16 protein-coding genes and 1 pseudogene are annotated in these 17,558 nt (G+C 59.6%); 5 read left to right on the top strand and 12 right to left on the bottom strand.

From position 1 onward, the window contains the following. The first annotated feature begins 47 nt into the window (after positions 1-47). Positions 48-935, top strand: a complete 888-nt coding sequence (locus D5066_RS13240; RefSeq protein ID WP_119916276.1) for a LysR family transcriptional regulator — start codon at positions 48-50, stop codon at positions 933-935. 91 nt (positions 936-1,026) lie between these two features. Here the strand turns inward: D5066_RS13240 and mutS are convergent, their stop codons facing one another. Together mutS and D5066_RS13230 are read right to left on the bottom strand one after the other, a co-directional pair. Continuing rightward, positions 1,027-3,588 (bottom strand): DNA mismatch repair protein MutS, encoded by a 2,562-nt coding sequence (gene mutS, locus D5066_RS13235; RefSeq protein WP_119916217.1) that lies wholly within the window; start codon positions 3,586-3,588, stop codon positions 1,027-1,029. Positions 3,589-3,701: 113 nt separating this feature from the next. Next, positions 3,702-3,932: a SymE family type I addiction module toxin gene (locus D5066_RS13230; RefSeq protein ID WP_080330150.1), complete on the bottom strand. Its 231-nt coding sequence runs from the start codon at positions 3,930-3,932 to the stop codon at positions 3,702-3,704. A 175-nt stretch (positions 3,933-4,107) separates the two neighbouring features. On the opposite strand from D5066_RS13230, the gene D5066_RS13225 reads away from it, so the two are divergent. Continuing rightward, the gene (locus D5066_RS13225; RefSeq protein ID WP_119916216.1) at positions 4,108-4,452 is read left to right on the top strand and encodes a nitrous oxide-stimulated promoter family protein; all 345 of its coding nucleotides are present in this window, start codon (positions 4,108-4,110) and stop codon (positions 4,450-4,452) included. 5 nt (positions 4,453-4,457) lie between these two features. Here D5066_RS13225 and D5066_RS13220 read toward each other — a convergent pair whose 3' ends face one another. The 10 genes and pseudogenes from D5066_RS13220 to hypA form a co-directional block, all read right to left on the bottom strand. Continuing rightward, entirely contained in the window at positions 4,458-5,678 is a 1,221-nt protein-coding gene (locus tag D5066_RS13220; RefSeq protein ID WP_119916215.1) for an MDR family MFS transporter, read from the bottom strand. Positions 5,679-5,693: 15 nt separating this feature from the next. Further along, positions 5,694-6,453 (bottom strand): annotated as a pseudogene (eitC, locus tag D5066_RS13215) (siderophore ABC transporter ATP-binding protein EitC). Next, positions 6,453-7,490 carry a FecCD family ABC transporter permease gene (locus D5066_RS13210; protein WP_119916214.1) on the bottom strand — a complete coding sequence of 346 codons (1,038 nt, stop codon included), beginning with the start codon at positions 7,488-7,490 and terminating at the stop codon, positions 6,453-6,455. The pseudogene eitC and the gene D5066_RS13210 overlap by 1 nt, the downstream one beginning before the upstream one ends. Then, positions 7,490-8,488, bottom strand: coding sequence for a siderophore ABC transporter substrate-binding protein EitA (eitA, locus tag D5066_RS13205; protein WP_080330155.1), 999 nt, complete (start codon positions 8,486-8,488; stop codon positions 7,490-7,492). The genes D5066_RS13210 and eitA overlap by 1 nt, the downstream gene beginning before the upstream one ends. A 151-nt stretch (positions 8,489-8,639) precedes the next feature. Beyond that, the gene (gene flhA / locus D5066_RS13200; RefSeq protein ID WP_119916213.1) at positions 8,640-10,712 is read right to left on the bottom strand and encodes a formate hydrogenlyase transcriptional activator FlhA; all 2,073 of its coding nucleotides are present in this window, start codon (positions 10,710-10,712) and stop codon (positions 8,640-8,642) included. Positions 10,713-10,776: 64 nt separating this feature from the next. Next, positions 10,777-11,787 (bottom strand): hydrogenase expression/formation protein HypE, encoded by a 1,011-nt coding sequence (gene hypE / locus D5066_RS13195; protein WP_119916212.1) that lies wholly within the window; start codon positions 11,785-11,787, stop codon positions 10,777-10,779. Next, entirely contained in the window at positions 11,784-12,905 is a 1,122-nt protein-coding gene (hypD, locus tag D5066_RS13190) for a hydrogenase formation protein HypD (RefSeq protein WP_119916211.1), read from the bottom strand. Before hypD ends, hypE begins: the two co-directional genes overlap by 4 nt. A gap of 3 nt (positions 12,906-12,908) precedes the next feature. Continuing rightward, the gene (locus D5066_RS13185; protein WP_119916210.1) at positions 12,909-13,181 is read right to left on the bottom strand and encodes a HypC/HybG/HupF family hydrogenase formation chaperone; all 273 of its coding nucleotides are present in this window, start codon (positions 13,179-13,181) and stop codon (positions 12,909-12,911) included. Then, positions 13,172-14,035: a hydrogenase nickel incorporation protein HypB gene (gene hypB / locus D5066_RS13180; protein ID WP_119916209.1), complete on the bottom strand. Its 864-nt coding sequence runs from the start codon at positions 14,033-14,035 to the stop codon at positions 13,172-13,174. The genes D5066_RS13185 and hypB overlap by 10 nt, the downstream gene beginning before the upstream one ends. Before the next feature lie 3 nt (positions 14,036-14,038). Continuing rightward, entirely contained in the window at positions 14,039-14,389 is a 351-nt protein-coding gene (gene hypA / locus D5066_RS13175) for a hydrogenase maturation nickel metallochaperone HypA (RefSeq protein ID WP_080330160.1), read from the bottom strand. 211 nt (positions 14,390-14,600) lie between these two features. Here hypA and hycA point away from each other — a divergent pair, with 211 nt between their 5' ends. From hycA to hycC, 3 genes are all read left to right on the top strand, one after another. Then, the gene (hycA, locus tag D5066_RS13170) at positions 14,601-15,065 is read left to right on the top strand and encodes a formate hydrogenlyase regulator HycA (RefSeq protein WP_119916208.1); all 465 of its coding nucleotides are present in this window, start codon (positions 14,601-14,603) and stop codon (positions 15,063-15,065) included. 73 nt (positions 15,066-15,138) lie between these two features. Further along, complete coding sequence (locus D5066_RS13160) at positions 15,139-15,747, top strand: 4Fe-4S dicluster domain-containing protein (protein ID WP_080330162.1); 609 nt, start codon at positions 15,139-15,141, stop codon at positions 15,745-15,747. Further along, positions 15,744-17,558, top strand: a complete 1,815-nt coding sequence (gene hycC / locus D5066_RS13155) for a formate hydrogenlyase subunit 3 (RefSeq protein ID WP_119916207.1) — start codon at positions 15,744-15,746, stop codon at positions 17,556-17,558. The genes D5066_RS13160 and hycC overlap by 4 nt, the downstream gene beginning before the upstream one ends.

Below are 17,558 nucleotides of genomic sequence, written 5' to 3'. Positions count from 1 at the left end.
AAGCGCGATATACTGTCAAAAATATTTTGACAGTAAAATGAGAGATGATAATTAACCTACAGCGCACGGCGATGTTTATCGCGGTGGCCGACTCCGGTAGCTTTACTGCCGCAGCTGATGCGATGGGTCTGACAAAAGCCGTGGTCAGCTTCAACATTCGCCAGCTCGAAGCGGAGCTGGGGGTGACATTGTTGCTGCGATCCACCCGCCGTCTGACGTTAACCGAAGCGGGCGCGCTTTTTCACCAGCGAAGCGTCGCGCTTCTGAAGGCGGCGGAACAGCTGAAGGACGATGTCCGTGCGAATCATGCGGGGCTCACGGGAGAATTGCGGATTACCACCACGCCCGAGTACGGTTCACAGGTTGTGGTGCCGTTGCTTGCCTGGTTTAGCCAGCTGCATCCGGATCTCCGTGTGCGTCATGTTTCATCGTCGCTGCACGCCGATCTGATCTCGGAGCGCTTTGATGTCGCCATTCGCCTGGGGACGCTTGCTGATTCGCGCTACCACGCCGCGTTGATTTCAACCTTCTCCATCCTGCCCGTCGCGACGCCCGAGTGGCTGGCTAACCATCCGGTTGAATCGCTTACGCAACTGGCGGACGCCGACTGGATTATTCACGAGCGCTTAGCTTCGCCGCTGCACTGGCAGGTAAAAGATGCCAACGGTGTGCCTGAAACGCTGGAGATAAGAAAAGCGCCGCGCCTGTTTGCCGACAGCGCTCAGGCTCTGATGGCCTTTGCACTTGCAGGACGTGGCGTGGCGTTGCTGCCGGAATGGCTGGTACGCGATGCGCTTGATGCGGGAAAACTGGTCCCGGTGTTGCCGGAGTATACTTTTGCGCGGCAGGGCATCTATGCGGTTTACCCAGATGCCCTGCACGTGCCTGCGAAAGTGCGCACCTTTATTGATTTTATGCGCACCCGCGTAGTTTAAAAAAGTCCGGTGGCGCTGCGCTTACCGGGCCTACGGGTTTTGTAGGTCGGCTAAGGCGAAGTCACCACCCGACAAAACAGACCGCAGAAAACTAAACCAGACTCTTCAGCCGATAAATCCACTCCAGCGCCTGACGCGGCGTCAGGGAATCCGGATCGAGATTCTCCAGCGCTTCCACCGCTGGTGACGTCTCTTCCGGCGGAGCCAGCAACGACATCTGCGTACCGTCAATCTGCGTGGCTGCCGCGTTCGGCGACAGGCTTTCCAGCTCCCGCAGCTTCTGACGCGCGCGTTTAATCACCTCTTTTGGCACGCCTGCCAGCGCCGCGACGGCCAGGCCATAGCTCTTGCTCGCCGCGCCATCCTGCACCGTATGCATAAAGGCAATCGTGTCGCCGTGTTCCAGCGCATCCAGGTGGACGTTCGCAACCCCCTCCATCTTCTCCGGCAGTTGCGTCAGTTCGAAGTAGTGGGTGGCAAACAGCGTCAATGCCTTGATTTTATTTGCCAGGCTTTCGGCACAGGCCCAGGCCAGAGACAGGCCATCGTAGGTTGACGTTCCGCGTCCCACTTCGTCCATCAGCACCAGGCTGTGCTCCGTTGCGTTATGCAGAATGTTAGCCGTTTCGGTCATCTCGACCATAAAGGTTGAGCGGCCGCTCGCCAGATCGTCCGCTGCCCCAACGCGGGTGAAGATACGGTCGATGGGGCCAATCTCCACTTTTTGCGCCGGGACGTAGCTGCCGATATACGCGAGCAAAGCAATCAACGCCGTCTGGCGCATATAGGTACTCTTACCGCCCATGTTCGGGCCGGTAATGATCAGCATTCTTCTCTGCGGTGACAGGCTCAGCGGGTTGGCGATGAACGGTTCGTTCAGCACCTGCTCAACGACCGGGTGACGGCCTTCCGTAATACGAATGCCGGGCTTGTCGGTAAAGGTCGGGCAGGTATAGTTCAGGGTTTCCGCGCGTTCTGCCAGGTTCACCAGCACGTCCAGCTCCGCCAGCGCGCTGGCGCTGAGCTGCAGGTCGGCCAGGTGCGGCATCAGCATGTCGAACAGCTCGTCATACAGCTGTTTTTCCAGGGCCAGCGCTTTGCCTTTCGAGGTGAGGACTTTGTCCTCGTACTCTTTCAGTTCGGGAATAATATAGCGTTCGGCGTTTTTCAACGTCTGGCGACGGACGTAGTGAATCGGCGCCAGGTGGTTCTGCCCGCGGCTGATCTGAATGTAGTAACCGTGTACCGCGTTATACCCCACTTTCAGCGTGTCGAGCCCAAGACGCTCGCGCTCGCGGATTTCCAGCTTATCGAGGTAGTCCGTCGCACCGTCGGCCAGCGCGCGCCATTCGTCCAGCTCTTCGTTGTAGCCTGGGGCAATTACGCCGCCGTCGCGCACCAGAACCGGAGGGGCATCAATGATGGCTCGCTCCAGCAGCTCGCGAAGCACGGTAAATTCGCCCATGGTTTCGCGGAGTTTCTGAACCGGCGCGCTGTCAACGTCGCTCAGCTGCGCACGCAGTTCAGGCAGCTGCTGGAAAGCATGACGCATGCGCGCGAGGTCGCGTGGTCGCGCTGTTCGCAGTGCCAGACGAGCAAGGATACGCTCCAGATCGCCCACCTGGCGCAGAACCGGCTGCAGTTCGCTATAGCGATCCTGCAACGCGGCAATCGTCTGCTGACGGCAAACCAGCGTATTCGTATCGCGAACCGGCATATGCAGCCAGCGTTTGAGCATACGGCTACCCATTGGCGTCACCGTACTGTCGAGGACCGACGCGAGCGTGTTTTCCACGCCGCCCGCCAGGTTCTGAGTAATTTCCAGGTTACGGCGCGTGGCGGCATCCATGATGATGCTGTCCTGCTGGCGCTCCATGGTGATAGAACGAATATGTGGCAGGGCGGTGCGCTGGGTGTCTTTCACATATTGCAGGAGGCAACCTGCGGCACATAGCCCGCGCGGGGCGTTTTCCACGCCAAAGCCAATCAGGTCGCGGGTGCCAAACTGCAGGTTCAGCTGCTGGCGCGCGGTATCAATTTCGAATTCCCACAGCGGACGACGGCGCAACCCGCGACGGCCTTCGATAAGCGCCATTTCGGCGAAATCTTCGGCATAGAGCAGCTCTGCCGGATTGGTACGCTGCAGTTCGGCCGCCATTGTTTCGCGGTCAGCCGGTTCACTCAGTCGAAAACGCCCGGAGCTGATGTCCAGCGTGGCGTAGCCAAAACCCTTGCCGTCCTGCCACAGCGCCGCGAGCAGGTTATCCTGACGCTCCTGAAGCAGGGCTTCATCACTGATGGTGCCCGGCGTGACGATGCGCACCACTTTGCGCTCAACCGGGCCTTTCGAGGTTGCTGGATCGCCGATCTGCTCGCAGATGGCGACGGACTCACCCTGATTCACCAGCTTGGCCAGGTAGTTTTCTACTGCGTGGTGCGGGATGCCGGCCATTGGAATTGGCTCGCCCGCCGATGCGCCTCGTTTGGTCAGCGAGATGTCGAGCAACTGCGACGCACGTTTAGCATCGTCATAAAACAGCTCGTAAAAATCGCCCATACGGTAAAACAGCAGGATTTCCGGATGCTGTGCCTTCAGCTTCAGGTACTGCTGCATCATCGGCGTATGTGCGTCGAAATTGTCGATTGTGCTCATGGAGTTATGATGTCCATTTCTTTGAAAATATTACGTTTTGAGCGGCTCAGTGGCCGTTTGTTCCTTCTATTGTCGCATGAAAAAAAGGTACGGCGCAGAAAAATGTCGCGGCTTTACGAGGCGCCTTCCGACATTAACTCAATGACGATTTTTCCATGCTCCACGCCCACTCTGACCTGGGAGTTGGTGGTAAAGCCCGCTTTTTCAAGCCAGTCTCCTTTTAAGCTCAGCGCCGCATGCACGCTGTACCGCTTTGGTATCTTCGTTTTTCGATCCTCGTGACGCTTTCTGAAATATCCCACTTTTAAATGGCGGTAGGGTTTGCCGATCGCGCTTTCTTTCATAGGGTCTCCAGACTATACGGACAACGGTCATTTCTGATGCCTGTATAAAATACCAGTGATTTTTATGAGGCGCAGGGTTAATACTGGAATCAGGCTTCAGGAAACGAAATGCAACAACTGAAATTCAATGTTGAAAGGTGTATTGTTTATGCATCTTATTATTCGGTAAGTCGCCATGACCGGTAAACGCATATCACGAGAAAAAGAGACCATCGCGAAGATGATCGCGTTGTACGAGAAACAATGTCCGCAGGCTGCTCAGGATGAGGGGCATTATCAGGCGCTGAAGGCTTATGCTCATAAACGCCTGGATAAGTGCGTTTTTGGTGAGGAAAAGCCCGCCTGTAAGCAGTGCCCGGTGCACTGCTATCAACCCGCCAGACGTGAAGAGATGAAGCAGGTGATGCGCTGGGCAGGCCCGCGTATGTTATGGCGCCACCCCATTTTGACCATCCGCCATCTGATTGATGACCGTCGTCCGGTGCCGGAATTACCGGAAAAATACCGCCCGAAAAAGTGAACCGTTCAGCTTCGTAGCGGGCGGCAAATCACATTCAGGGCCAGTGCGCTGCAGAGCGGGAAGAGGGCCAGCAGCAGCCAGGGGTAAATCGCCTGCGTTGAAGGCACCAGTGCGCGATCCAGCAGGCTACCAAACAACAAATTTCCGGCCAGGACCGCGATGCCTCCGGCGGTAGAGAGCGCGCCGTAGTGCGCCCCCAGCGTTGATTCCTCGGCGAACCGTGGAATGAGATCTTTTGCCGAGGGCACCAGCAGCATCTGTCCCAGCGTCAGCAGCGTCACAAAACAGACCGAGGGCAGAAGCCGCAGCCAGCCCTCAGGCGGTTGCGTTGCCGCAAACATCGCCACGCTCGCGAAGGCGGCAGAGAGGAGCAAAAAGCCCACCGGCAGGATCCTCACCGCGCCCACGCGTCGGGCAAAGCGCGCCAGCGGCAGCTGTAACGAGATGATCAGAACGGAGGCGAGCATAAAAAGCGGGCCGAGATCTCTCTCGTTACCGCCGGAGCGCTGTATCTCCACCGGCAGCGCCAGATAGAGCTGGTTATAGCTTAACAGCCATGAACTGTAGGCAATGATAAAGGCGACAAAGCGCGGCTGACGAAACGTCGTCCACCAGGGCGCTATTTTTAGCGTCTGTGAACGGTGGGCAGCAGCAGGAAGACAGAAATAGAGCACCACCAACGCAATGACAAAGACGCTTGCCCCCGCCAGCGCCACCTGGCGGAAGCCAAGCCCCGTTAGCAGGGCGCCCACAACCGGGCCCAGTACCGCGCCGAGCTCCCCGCAGACGGCAAAGAGCGCAAACCACTCCGCCCGGCTTCGTTTCCCTTTTGCCTCGCTGTGCGTACCCGCTTTTGCCAGCAATGCCTCAATAGAGGGAGAAAATAACGCGCCGCCGACGCCCGTCAGACACGCGCCCAGAATAATCGGCCACAGCGTTCCTCCGAAGGCCAGCAGCAGATAGCCTGAAACACGAACTATACAGCCGCTGAGGATAATGACTTTCGCGCCAAACCGGTCCGAAAGCGCACCGCCAACGATAAACATCCCCTGCTGGGAGAACGTGCGAAGGCCCAGGATCAGCCCGATGAGCCCGCCGGAGAGCAGCATGTCGTCGCGCAGAAATATCGCCAGGAAGGGAACGACGGCGTAAAACCCAATGTTAAAAACAAACTGGCTACCCAGTAAAACGGGCGGCCAGAGCGCGGTGGCGGGGCGCAAAGGCATACGGTTTATTCGCCCCTACACCATGAAATGGATATGTTTTTTACCATGGAACGGCGAGATCTCAATTTTGGTTTTGACCCGGAATACGTCCCAGAGCAGCTCTTCGGATAAGATGTCCTGCGGCGTTCCCGTCGCCACAATTTGCCCTTTCTGCATCACGATCAGCGAGTCGCAGAACATCGAGGCGTGGTTAAGATCGTGGATAGCGACGATGCTGGTCACCGGCAGCTCGCTGATGAGCTGCATCAGCTGCATCTGATGATGGATGTCCAGGTGGTTGGTCGGTTCATCCAGCAGGATTTCGGTTGGCGTTTGCGCCAGCGCGCGGGCGATATGCACCCGCTGACGCTCGCCGCCGGACAGGCTCAGCCAGCCCTGCTCGCTGCGGTCCAGCATATCGACACGCTGCAGAGCCGCGGTGACGGTGTCATCATCCTGCGCGCTCCAGTTCGAAAAAGGGGAGTGGTGCGGAATGCGCCCGAGCTTCACCACGTCGCGCACGCGCATGTTGGCGTCGGTCATCCCGTGCTGCTCAACGAACGCCACCCGGCGCGCCAGCTGCTTTGGCGATGCGGGAAATGTCCTGCCCGTCCAGGGTCACGCTGCCGCTGTCCGGGCGACGCAGACCAGCCAGTATGCGCAAAAGCGACGATTTGCCGCAGCCGTTAGGGCCGAGCAGTCCTACCGTTTCGCCGCGTGAAACCTTCAGCGAGACGTTATTGACGATGACCTTTTTGCCTACCGTCCAGGTAATATTCTCAGCACAGATGCTCATCACTTATTCCTTGAGCGGTAGATAATCACGGCAAAGAACGGCACGCCCACCAGCGCGGTGACGACGCCGACGGGCAGGCTCTGCGGGGCAATCAGCATGCGCGAGGCGATATCAGCCAGCACCATCAGGATCGCGCTCGCCAGCGCGCTGGCAATCAGCAGCGTGCGGTGCAGCGGCCCGAACAGGAAGCGCATGACGTGCGGCACCACCAGCCCTACAAAACCGATTGAGCCCGCCATGCTGACGATGGTCGCGGTAATCAGTGCAGTGGTGGTGAACAAGGCAAGGCGCACCCAGGGCACGGCAATGCCTAACGAGGCGGCGGCGTCATCACCAAAGGTAAAGGCGTCCAGCGCCCGGGAATAGTAAAGACAGACGGCAAGGCCCGCCAGCACGACCACCAGCGCCAGCTGGAATTCCGGCCAGCGTACGCCGCTGAAGCTGCCCAGCAGCCAGAACATCACGTCGCGCGCCTGCTGCGCGCTGGCGGAGGTGCTGATGGTATAGGCGGTAATGGCGTTGAAAAGCTGTGAGGCGGCAACGCCCGCCAGAATGGTGCGTTCATTGCCGCCGCGCGCGCCGTTCGTCAGGAAGGCGACAAACGCAAAGGCGGCAAACGCCCCGGCAAATGCGCCCGCAGAAAGCGACACCGCGCCAGTGCCAATCCCCAGTACGACGACCGACACCGCCCCGGTTGAGGCACCCGCCGATACGCCGAGCACGTAGGGTTCCGCCAGCGCATTCTTCAGCAGGCTTTGCAGCACGGCGCCGCAGATGGCTAAACCGGCCCCACAGCAGGCCGCCACCAGCGCGCGGCTCAGGCGAAAGTCCCAGATCACGCTCTCATAGATGCGGTTGAGCGGAACGTCGGTCAGCCCCAGCTTATTGCCAATAGCGTAAAAGACACTGGACAGCGGAATCGACAGCTCACCGACGCTGACGCCGAGAGCAATCACTAAAAACAGCAGGACGACGGCAAGCAGAGCAGACGTGGTCAGAAACAGGCCCTGTCGGGCCTGAAGTACGGCTGCTGTCATCAGTTCAGCCCCAGTTTTCTGAGCTGTTCGCCCACCTGCTCAGCGCCGTAAATCGTGCGAATCGTCGGGTTCATGGCCTGGCCGTCCATCACCACGATATGGCCTTTTTTGACGGCATCAAGCTGGCTCACGGCAGGATCGCTTTTCAGGAATTTGATTTTCTCTTCTGCGTTATCCAGCGCCCAGCGGTTGCGGTCCAGACTGGAGACGACAATCACATCCGGGTTCGCGGCGATAATGCTTTCCCAGCCGACGGTCGGCCATTCAGACTCAGCGGTAATGGCGTTATGGCCGCCCAGCACGTTAGCAATAAAACCGGAGGCGCTGTTTTTCCCGCCGACATAGGCATCCGCCGAAGGCGAGGCGCTTGAGAACCAGAAAACAAACGAGAGATCTTTTTTGTTTTTACCAAATTCCTGACGCAGGTCGGCCTCGCGTTTTTTGAAATCCGCGATAACGGCCTGGCCGCGCGCTTCAACGTTGAAAATCTTCGCGAAATCTTCAATCTCTTTATAAAGGTACGTCATATCCCACAGCGTCTGGCGGCTGCCGTACATATCGCCTGCGGCCTTTTTGGTAGCGCACATGCCCGGTGATAAATAGCTGTTCACCCCCACTGTGGCAAGATCTTCACGTTTTGCGACCTTACTTTCCGGCCCGAGCAGCAGCGGCAGCTGGGCAGGAACAAAATCGGGGTTTTGCGCAAGGATGGATTCAAGAGTCGGAATTTCGACGGTCAGCGTTTTGATTTTGGCGTTTTGCTCAGCCAGCTGCGGCAGCACTTTGGTCGGCCAGAAGGCGCTGGCTTTGACCTTATCTTCCAGACCCAGCAGAAGCAGGATCTCTACGGTATTCTGACCCAGGGCCACGACGCGTTCCGGCGCTTTGGTGAAGGTCTCTTTATACCCACAGTTTTCTATGGTGAGTGGGTACGTGGTAGCCAGAGCTGAACTCATCGAAGCAACCGCCAGGCCTAACGCGCAGAGAACCTTTTTCATTAAACGCTACCCTTCATTAAAATTATTTTTGATGCAAATGAAACGCATTATTAAGGCGGAATTTTATACAGAGGAAACGATTTTGTGTCAATGAGGGACAATTACGCAGGGTGACGAAAGGCGGCGCCATAAGCGGCGCCGGAATGGCGGGTTAAAGCAGGCTCTCTTTATCGATTCCCAGGCGCTTCATGCGGGAGAGCAGGGTCGTGCGTTTCAGCCCCAGCCGCTGAGCTGCGCCCTTCGGTCCGGCGACCACGCCGTTAGTCTCTTTCAGTACGCGCATAATGAGCTGATATTCATCTTCGCCTTCCTGCGCCACTTCTGCCGTAACGGTGGGATGTTCCGGCAGGGAGATTTCAGGCAGGGAAAGCTGCAGCACGTTCCCGCGCGTCAGCAACACCGCGCGCTCAATGACGTTTTCCAGCTCGCGCACGTTGCCCGGCCACTCCATTGACGAGAGGGTGCGCAGCGTCTCGGCGGGAATGCTGTCGATGTTCCGCCCCATCCGGCGCGCGATCTTGGCGGTAAAGGCTTTCACCAGCAGGGGGATATCTTCCGGGCGCTCGCGCAGCGGCGGCAGGCAGATCGGGAAGACGTTCAGGCGATAGTAGAGATCGCTGCGAAACTCGCGGTCGGCGACCATTTTTTTCAGGTCGCGGTTGGTGGCGGCAATCAGACGCACGTCGGTCTGGATAAGCTTGTTGCTGCCGAGGCGCTCAAACTCCTGCTCCTGCAATACGCGCAGTAGCTTAGGCTGTAGCTCCAGCGGCATATCGCCTACCTCGTCGAGGAAAAGCGAGCTTTTATCTGCCAGTTCGAAACGCCCCAGACGCTGGCTGCTGGCCCCGGTAAACGCGCCGCGCTCGTGGCCGAACAGGTCGCTTTCCAGCAGCCCCGCAGGCATCGCCGCGCAGTTCATCTTCACCATCCGGCGGCTGTTGCGATTGCTCAGGTTGTGGATCGCCCGGGCGATCAGCTCCTTGCCGGTGCCTGTTTCGCCGAGGATCAGCACCGTGCTGTCGCTTTGCGCTACCATCTCGACTTGCTTGAGCACGCTGTACATGGCGTCGCTACGTCCGATGATTTCGCCAAACTCGCTGTCTACGTTGTTGAGCTGCTCGGTCAGGGCGAGGTTTTCGTCCACCAGCCGCTCCTTCAGGCGGTGGATCTCCTGGTAGGCGAGGGCGTTATCCAGCGCAATCGAGATGCGCTCGGCGATCTGGCGCAGCAGCTTCAGGTTGGCGGTGGTGAACACGCCTTCTTCACACTGCGCCAGCTTCAGCACGCCCAGCATGGTGTTGCCGGACATCAGCGGCAGCAGGCACAGGGTCTGAATTTTGTTGCCCCAGGTGTTGAACAGCATCCGTTCGTACGGCGCGACCGGATCCTGTTCGCTGAGGTTCAGCAGCAGGATCTCTTTGCTTTTGAATACCCGTTCAGAGAGGGTGCCCGCTTCATCCACCTCGCTCTGCTCGTGCGCCGGGTTGGCCTCATCAAGGTAGTGGGTGGAGTAGATGTTCAGCTTGCCCTTGCGATGCCCGCGCAGCGCAATGCTGATGGCGTCGATTTTGAAATAGTGGTGGATCTCTTTCGAGACTTCGCTGACCAGCTCATCCATGTCGAGCCTTGATAGCACAGCGTTGGTGATGGCGACCAGAATGCGGAAGTTGTCGCGCTCGCGGCTCAGCAGGTCGTAATCGACGTTATTGGTAACGCGGCTTTGGATCTGCTCCGCGACGACGGCCACAATCTGGGTAAAGGTGTGCAGGCGTTCGTACTCCGCCTCGCTCCAGGGCTGGTCGGTGTTGCGGATGAACTCGCAGCCGCCAAAAATCTGGCCCTCTGCCGCCAGCGGCAGCATGCAGTAATGCCCAAAAGGCTGATAGAGATTGCTCTGGGCAAGCCGCGGCCACGCCATCCGGAACTCTTCAAAATTGCAGTGAAGCACTTCAGGCCGGGAGAGTATGCGGCGCACCGGACCGTGCGCGAGGTAGGTTTCGTCTTCATACTCAAACGCTTTGCCATTATCACGCGTTGAGTAGTAGCTCGCCCGGTGCGTTCCGCTATGCCAGAGCACTATCGCGGCGCTGTCCGCCAGGGCAGATTGCCTGACCAGCCGGGTCAGGGCATCGCTCAGCGCGCCGAGATCGGGCTGCTGTAAAAGTGTTCGCGTGATGTCAAACAGGCCCTGCTGTCCAAGATCGCTCATCGGTGTATACGGCATTATTGCTTTCCAATAGAAACTGGCAAAAAAGAGACGTTCAGCGCTGACCGCTTATGGCGCGGTTCTAGCAAATTCGGGGTAACGGTTCAGCGTGCGGCAGATCCAGCGTGCGCTTCACGCCGTAAAGCCCGGCCAGGCGCACCCCTTTGCGCTCAACCACGTCGCCGATGATGGCCGCGTCTTTCCCTAAGGGATGCGCTCTTAGCTGTTCAAGAACGGCTTCCGCCACCGCGCGTTCCACGCCGATCACCAGCTTACCCTCGTTGGCAAAGTTAAGCGGGTCAAGCCCTAAGAGTTCGCACAGCCCGCGCACGGCAGGCTTAACGGGCAGGCCGCGCTCGGTCAGCTCAATCCCGCAGCCGCAGCTTGCCGCGAACTCGTGCACGACGGCATTCACGCCGCCCCGCGTGGCGTCGCGCAGGGCTTTGATGCCCGGCATGTCGCGCAGCGTCTGGATAAGCGGAGTGAGTACCGCACAGTCGCTGCGAAGCTCGCCGTCCAGCCCCAGGCCTTCGCGCAGGTTCAGGATGGTTGCCCCGTGGCAGCCCAGCGTGCCGCTGACAATCAGCACGTCGCCCACAGTAAGCTGCTGCGCACCCCAGCGAATGTCGGCAGGGATCGCCCCCATACCGGCGGTGTTGATGAAGAGCTTATCTGCCGCACCGCGCTGGACCACTTTGGTGTCCCCGGTAACGATAGCGATACCCGCCTCGCGCGCGGTGTGCGCCATGCTGTTGACCACCGTCGTGAGCGTCTCCATCGGTAATCCCTCTTCGAGGATAAACCCGCAGGAGAGGTAGCGCGGAACGGCACCGCTGACCGCCACGTCGTTGGCCGTGCCGCAGACGGCGAGCTTGCCGATATCACCGCCGGGGAAGAACAGCGGGTCAATTACATAGCTGTCGGTGGAGAAGGCCAGCCTGTCGCCGTGGGCGGTCAGGGTCGCGAGGTCAATACGCGCCTGATCCTCCTGCTCGGCGAGCCAGGGGTTATTAAAGGCCTCCATGAACAGCCGGTTAATCAGCTGCTGCATCGCCTGTCCACCGCTTCCGTGCGCCATTTCCACCGTGTTCATGCTTCACACTCCTGGTTGCGATACTGATACCACGCGGCGCATGCCCCTTCAGAGGAGACCATCAGCGCGCCAAACGCGGTTTGCGGGTTACAGGTGTTGCCAAATAACGGGCAGTGATGAGGTTTGCATTTGCCGGTGAGCACGTCGCCACAGCGGGCGCGGGGGTCGTCACACACCTGCTGGGGCTGCGGGCGAAAATGCGCTTCGGCGTCAAAGGCGCGATACGCAGGCCTCAGCCGCACGCCGGATTCAGCAATCAGCCCCAGGCCGCGCCATTCGCTATCACCCTCAACGCTAAACACGTCGGCGATTGCCTGCTGCGCTCGTTCATTTCCCGCATCCGGCACCACGCGGCGGTACTGGTTTTCCACCGCGCTCAGGGCCGCTATTTTCTGCTCAACCAGCATGGCCACGCCTTGCAGTAGATCAAGCGGTTCGAAACCAGCCACTACTAACGGACGATTGTACTGTTCAGGGATAAAACCGTAGGCGTCTGTGCCAATCACCATACTGACGTGGCCCGGTGCCAGAAACGCGTCGATGCCGTTATCCGGCGCTTCCAGCAGGCTGCGCAGCGTGGGGATAAGCGTGATGTGCTGACAGAAAAAGAAAAAGTTATCGACGCCGCGCGCTTTCGCCTGCTGCAGGGTGATGGCGGTGGCGGGCATGGTGGTTTCAAAACCCAGCCCGAAAAAGACGATCTTGCGCTCAGGATTATTCATCGCCAGCGTCAGGGCATCCATCGGCGAGTAGACGATCCGCACGTCCGCGCCGCGCGCCTTCGCCTGCAGCAGCGAGCCGCTCTTCCCCGGCACGCGCATCGCGTCGCCAAAGGTGCAGAAAATGACGTCGGGCTGGCCGGCAATTTCAAGGCAGCTGTCGATGCGGCCCATCGGCAGGACGCACACCGGGCAGCCGGGGCCGTGGATAAACTCGATGTTCTCCGGCAGCAGCTGGTCGAGGCCAAACTTGAAGATGGCGTGCGTGTGTCCGCCGCACACCTCCATGATCCGCAGCGGTTTTTCTCTCGAGTAGTCCAGAAGCGCGGCGCGCGTTTTCAGATGCCCGATAAGCTGCATCACCTGTTCCGGCGCGCGGTATTCATCAACGTAACGCATGTGCTATCGCTCCTCGCCGTACAGGAGCGCGCCCACGTCCGGCTCCACGTCAAACATGTTTTGCAGGGCGTCGAGCGTGTCGCGGGCTTCCGCTTCGTTAATCACGCTCATCGCAAACCCCACGTGAACCAGCACCCACTGGCCGACTCGCGAGGCACCCGTTTCATCGCTGCTGCCCACCAGCGTCAGGTCGACATCGCGCAGGATGCCGCAAACCTCCACTTTGGCCTGATTGCCGTCGATGGAGTGGATTTGTCCGGGTACGCCTATGCACATCGTTCGCTCTCCAGCCAGTCCAGCCAGGCGTCCATGCCGTCGCCGCGCGTGGCGGAAACCAGCAGGATCTCAATGTCCGGGTTCACCTCTCGGGCATACGCAAGGCACTTATCCACGTCAAAGTTCAGGTACGGCAGCAGGTCGACTTTGTTCAGCAGCATGAGGGAGGCGGCAGCGAACATGTGCGGGTACTTCAGCGGCTTGTCCTCCCCTTCGGTGACCGAAAGCACCGCCACCTTGTGCCGTTCGCCGAGGTCAAAGCTGGCCGGACACACCAGGTTACCGACGTTTTCAATAAACAGGATGCCGTTATCCGCCAGCGGCAGGCGCGGGGCGGCGTCGGCAATCATCTGCGCGTCCAGGTGGCAGCCCTTACCGGTGTTGACCTGGATAGCGGGCGTACCGGTTTCGCGGATGCGCGCCGCGTCGTTAACGGTTTGCTGATCGCCTTCGATAACGGCGCAGGAGACGCGTTCGTTCAGGTGCTTGAGGGTTTCCGTTAGCAACGTGGTTTTGCCGGAGCCGGGGCTGGAGACCAGATTCAGCACCAGCTGTTCGCGCGCGGCAAAGCGGGCGCGGTTGCGGGCGGCGAGCTGGTTATTTTTATCCAGCACGTCGATCTCCACCTCCAGCATCTGGCGCTGGCTCATGCCCGGCGCGTGGGTGCCCGCCTCGCCGTGGCCGTAGTGCAGGTCGCCTGCTTCGGAGCGTTGCGGCGTAAAGGTGATGCCGGTCAGGGCCGCCGCAGGACGCGGGGCAGGGGAAAACGGCGCGGAGCGAAACGCGGAGTGGGGACGGTGTTCGTCCCCTTCTATATACAGGTTGCCTTCGGCGCAACCGCAGGTGCTACACATACATTACTCCTTCTCGATTTCGAGGCGTTGGATCTGCATACCGTCATCCGCCACGATGCGAAGACCCGTGCTCTGGCACTGTGGGCAGCGCTGAACTTTTGATGACAGCAGGGTGACGTACTGCTGGCACTGCTCGCACCAGCACTCCGCCTGCTGCTCGTCGATATGCAATGCGCAGCCTTCCGCCAGCGTACCGCGGCACACCAGCTCAAAGCAGAAGGTGAGGGCGCTGGTCTCGACGCAGGAAAACGCCCCGACCTTCAGCCAGACGCCGGTAACGCGCTTCGCGTGGTTTTGCACTGCCTGCTGTTCGATAAGTTCCAGAGCCCGCTGGCAGAGGGTGATTTCGTGCATAACGCCTCCTCAATGATTTGCGCCAGTAAATGCAATAACGGTGCCAGCTTGATTTGCGTTACGGCGTGACGGTGTCAACGCTGTCGAAATGACACGTCGACACTGTGGCGTTGACAGTGACTATCTTGATAAAAATCATTTAAATCAATCAATTAAAAACTGGCACGAAATCTGCTTAACAGCCGCTATCTCCATTAACCGGATATCTTCTATGACTATTTGGGAAATTAGCGAAAAAGCGGATTACATCGCGCAGCGCCACCAGCAGCTTCAGGACCAGTGGCACCTCTACTGCAACTCTCTGGTTCAGGGGATCACCCTGTCAAAAGCCCGTCTGCACCACGCCATGAGCTGCGCGGCGCAGGGGGACATGCGCTTTGTGTTGTTTGGGCACTTCACGATTTTTGTCACCCTGGCGGAGAGCTTCAACAGCCACACCATTGAGTATTACGTTGAGACAAAAGAGGGTGAAAAACAGTGTATTGCGAAAGCTCAGCTGATGGCCGATGGCATGGTGGACGGTCACGTCAGCAACCGCGATCGCCAGCAGGTGCTGGAGCACTATCTGGAGAAAATCGCGTCGGTTTACAACGGTCTTTACACCGCAGTTGAGCACGACTTGCCGGTCGACCTGAAACAGCTGGTCGCGGGAAAGACTTCCGCCAATCTTGCCTGATAACCGCGTGTCGAAAAGTGTCGATGAGACAGTTTTTCGTCGTCAAAAATGACTATCACCAGAGGATTGCCCGGTGAACCGTTTTGTAATTGCTGACTCGACGGTCTGTATTGGCTGTCGAACCTGTGAGGCGGCGTGTTCGGAAACGCACCGCCTGCACGGGCTGCAGTCCATGCCGCGCCTGCGCGTCATGCGTAATGAAAAAGAGTCTGCCCCGCAGCTCTGCCACCACTGTGAAGATGCCCCGTGCGCGGGCGTGTGCCCGGTTAACGCCATCACTCGCGTCGATGGCGCGGTCCAGCTGAACGAAAGCCTGTGCGTTAGCTGCAAGCTGTGCGGCATCGCCTGCCCGTTCGGCGCGATTGAATTTTCCGGCAGCCGCCCGCTGCATATCCCGGCGAACGCCAATACCCCGAAAGCGCCGCCTGCGCCACCCGCTCCGGCGAAGGTGAGTACGCTGCTGGACTGGGTGCCCGGCATCCGCGCTGTTGCGGTGAAGTGCGACCTGTGCAGCTTTGACGAACAGGGCCCGGCCTGCGTGCGGACCTGTCCGACCAAAGCGCTGATCCTGGTTAACATCCGCGATATCGCCCGCACCAGCAGGCGCAAGCGCGAGCTGACCATTAATACCGACGTCGGCGATCTTTCGCTTCTGCGGGCGCTTAACGAGGGGGAAAAATGAACGCGATATTTATGATTAACAGCGCCGTGGCGTACTTTGCCACTGCCGCCGTGCTGGTGCTGGTGTTCTCTTTCCATAAAACCCTGAGCGGCTGGATAGCCGGTATCGGCGGCGCGGTCGGCAGCCTGATGACGCTGGCGGCGGGCTGTGTCGTCCTGCTCGGCGGACAATCCGTGGAAACACTCATGCCGCTGATTCGCCACACCGTGGCGATTACGCCGCTAAACGCCATCTGGTTGGTGACCTTTGGTCTGTGCGGGCTGTTTATCAGCCTGTTCAATATCGACTGGCACCGCCATCCGCAAACCAAAGCCAACGGCCTGCTGGTGAATCTGCTGATGGCGACGGCGGTTTGTGCCGTTATCGCCAACAACCTCGGGGCGCTGGTGGTGATGGCGGAGATCATGGCGCTGTGCGGCGTGTTCCTGACGGGCTGCAGCGCCTCCGGCAAGCTGTGGTTTGCGCTTGGACGTCTTGGCACGCTGCTGCTGGCGCTGGCCTGCTGGCTGGTGTGGCAACGTTTCGGCACGCTGGACTTTTCCGCGCTTAACGGCCAGACGCTGGGCAACGATGTCTGGCTGCTGGGCGTAGTCGGTTTTGGCCTGCTGGCCGGGATTATCCCGCTGCACGGCTGGGTGCCGCAGGCGCACGCAAATGCCTCTGCACCGGCTGCCGCGCTGTTCTCCACCGTCGTCATGAAGGTTGGGCTGTTCGGTATTCTGACCATCACGCTGACCGGCGGCCAGCCGCCGCTGTGGTGGGGCGTGGTGCTGCTGATTGTGGGCATGGTCACCGCGTTTGTTGGCGGCCTGTACGCGCTAATGGAGCACAACATCCAGCGCCTGCTGGCCTATCACACCCTGGAAAACATCGGCATCATCCTGCTCGGTCTTGGCGCGGGCGTCACCGGGTTGGCGCTTAACCAGCCGGCGCTGATTGCCGCCGGGTTTATCGGCGGTCTGTATCATCTCGTCAACCACAGCCTGTTTAAAAGCACTCTGTTCCTCGGCGCGGGCAGCGTCTGGTTCCGCACCGGCCACCGGGATATCGAAAAACTCGGTGGGATTGGCAAAAAAATGCCGGTGATTTCACTCGCCATGCTGGTGGGGCTGATGGCGATGGCCGCGCTGCCGCCATTAAACGGCTTTGCCGGGGAGTGGGTGATCTATCAGTCCTTCTTCGCGCTCGGTCAGAACGATGTCTTTATCGCGCGTTTGCTCGGCCCGCTGCTGGCGGTCGGGCTGGCGATTACCGGGGCGCTGGCGGTGATGTGCATGGCGAAAGTCTACGGCGTCACTTTCCTCGGCGCGCCGCGCACCCGTGAAGCGGAGAACGCCTGCTGCGCCCCGGTACTGATGGGTGCCAGCGTTGTGGCGCTGTCGCTGTGCTGCATCGCGGGCGGGGTGGCCGCGCCGTGGCTACTGCCGCTGCTGGGCCACGCCATTCCGCTGCCGCTGGCGACGGCGCATACCGTCGTTTCCCAGCCGATGATGGCGCTGCTGCTGATCGCCGCACCGCTGCTGCCGTTTGTGCTGATGCTGTTCTTTAAACGCGACCGTCTCGCCTCCCGCTCGCGCGGCGCGGCGTGGGCTTGTGGCTACGAACACGAGCAGTCGATGGTCATTACCGCCCACGGTTTCGCCATGCCGGTGAAGGAGAACTTCGCTGCCGTGCTGAAGCTGCGCCACTGGCTGAACCCGGTGGATTGGGTCCCAGGCTGGCAGAGCGCCGCCGCGCCCGTGCTGTTCCGCCGTCTGGCGCTGATCGAGCTGGCGGTGCTGGTGGTTATTGTGATTTCACGAGGAGCCTGA

The sequence above is a fragment of the Enterobacter chuandaensis genome (assembly GCF_003594915.1).
Taxonomy (GTDB): domain Bacteria; phylum Pseudomonadota; class Gammaproteobacteria; order Enterobacterales; family Enterobacteriaceae; genus Enterobacter; species Enterobacter chuandaensis.
Note: the sequence above shows the minus strand (reverse complement) of the source record. Positions and strands in the feature narration are given on the sequence as shown.

Excerpts from the sequence above, each read along its gene's own strand:
- hycC (WP_119916207.1), top strand. The coding sequence starts at position 15,744 with ATGAACGCGATATTTATGATTAACAGCGCCGTGGCGTACTTTGCCACT.
- eitA (WP_080330155.1), bottom strand. The coding sequence starts at position 8,488 with ATGAAAAAGGTTCTCTGCGCGTTAGGCCTGGCGGTTGCTTCGATGAGT.
- hypE (WP_119916212.1), bottom strand. The coding sequence starts at position 11,787 with ATGAACACGGTGGAAATGGCGCACGGAAGCGGTGGACAGGCGATGCAG.
- D5066_RS13220 (WP_119916215.1), bottom strand. The coding sequence starts at position 5,678 with ATGCCTTTGCGCCCCGCCACCGCGCTCTGGCCGCCCGTTTTACTGGGT.
- D5066_RS13225 (WP_119916216.1), top strand. The coding sequence starts at position 4,108 with ATGACCGGTAAACGCATATCACGAGAAAAAGAGACCATCGCGAAGATG.
- hypD (WP_119916211.1), bottom strand. The coding sequence starts at position 12,905 with ATGCGTTACGTTGATGAATACCGCGCGCCGGAACAGGTGATGCAGCTT.
- flhA (WP_119916213.1), bottom strand. The coding sequence starts at position 10,712 with ATGCCGTATACACCGATGAGCGATCTTGGACAGCAGGGCCTGTTTGAC.
- hycA (WP_119916208.1), top strand. The coding sequence starts at position 14,601 with ATGACTATTTGGGAAATTAGCGAAAAAGCGGATTACATCGCGCAGCGC.
- D5066_RS13210 (WP_119916214.1), bottom strand. The coding sequence starts at position 7,490 with ATGACAGCAGCCGTACTTCAGGCCCGACAGGGCCTGTTTCTGACCACG.
- D5066_RS13230 (WP_080330150.1), bottom strand. The coding sequence starts at position 3,932 with ATGAAAGAAAGCGCGATCGGCAAACCCTACCGCCATTTAAAAGTGGGA.
- hypB (WP_119916209.1), bottom strand. The coding sequence starts at position 14,035 with ATGTGTAGCACCTGCGGTTGCGCCGAAGGCAACCTGTATATAGAAGGG.
- D5066_RS13185 (WP_119916210.1), bottom strand. The coding sequence starts at position 13,181 with ATGTGCATAGGCGTACCCGGACAAATCCACTCCATCGACGGCAATCAG.
- hypA (WP_080330160.1), bottom strand. The coding sequence starts at position 14,389 with ATGCACGAAATCACCCTCTGCCAGCGGGCTCTGGAACTTATCGAACAG.
- mutS (WP_119916217.1), bottom strand. The coding sequence starts at position 3,588 with ATGAGCACAATCGACAATTTCGACGCACATACGCCGATGATGCAGCAG.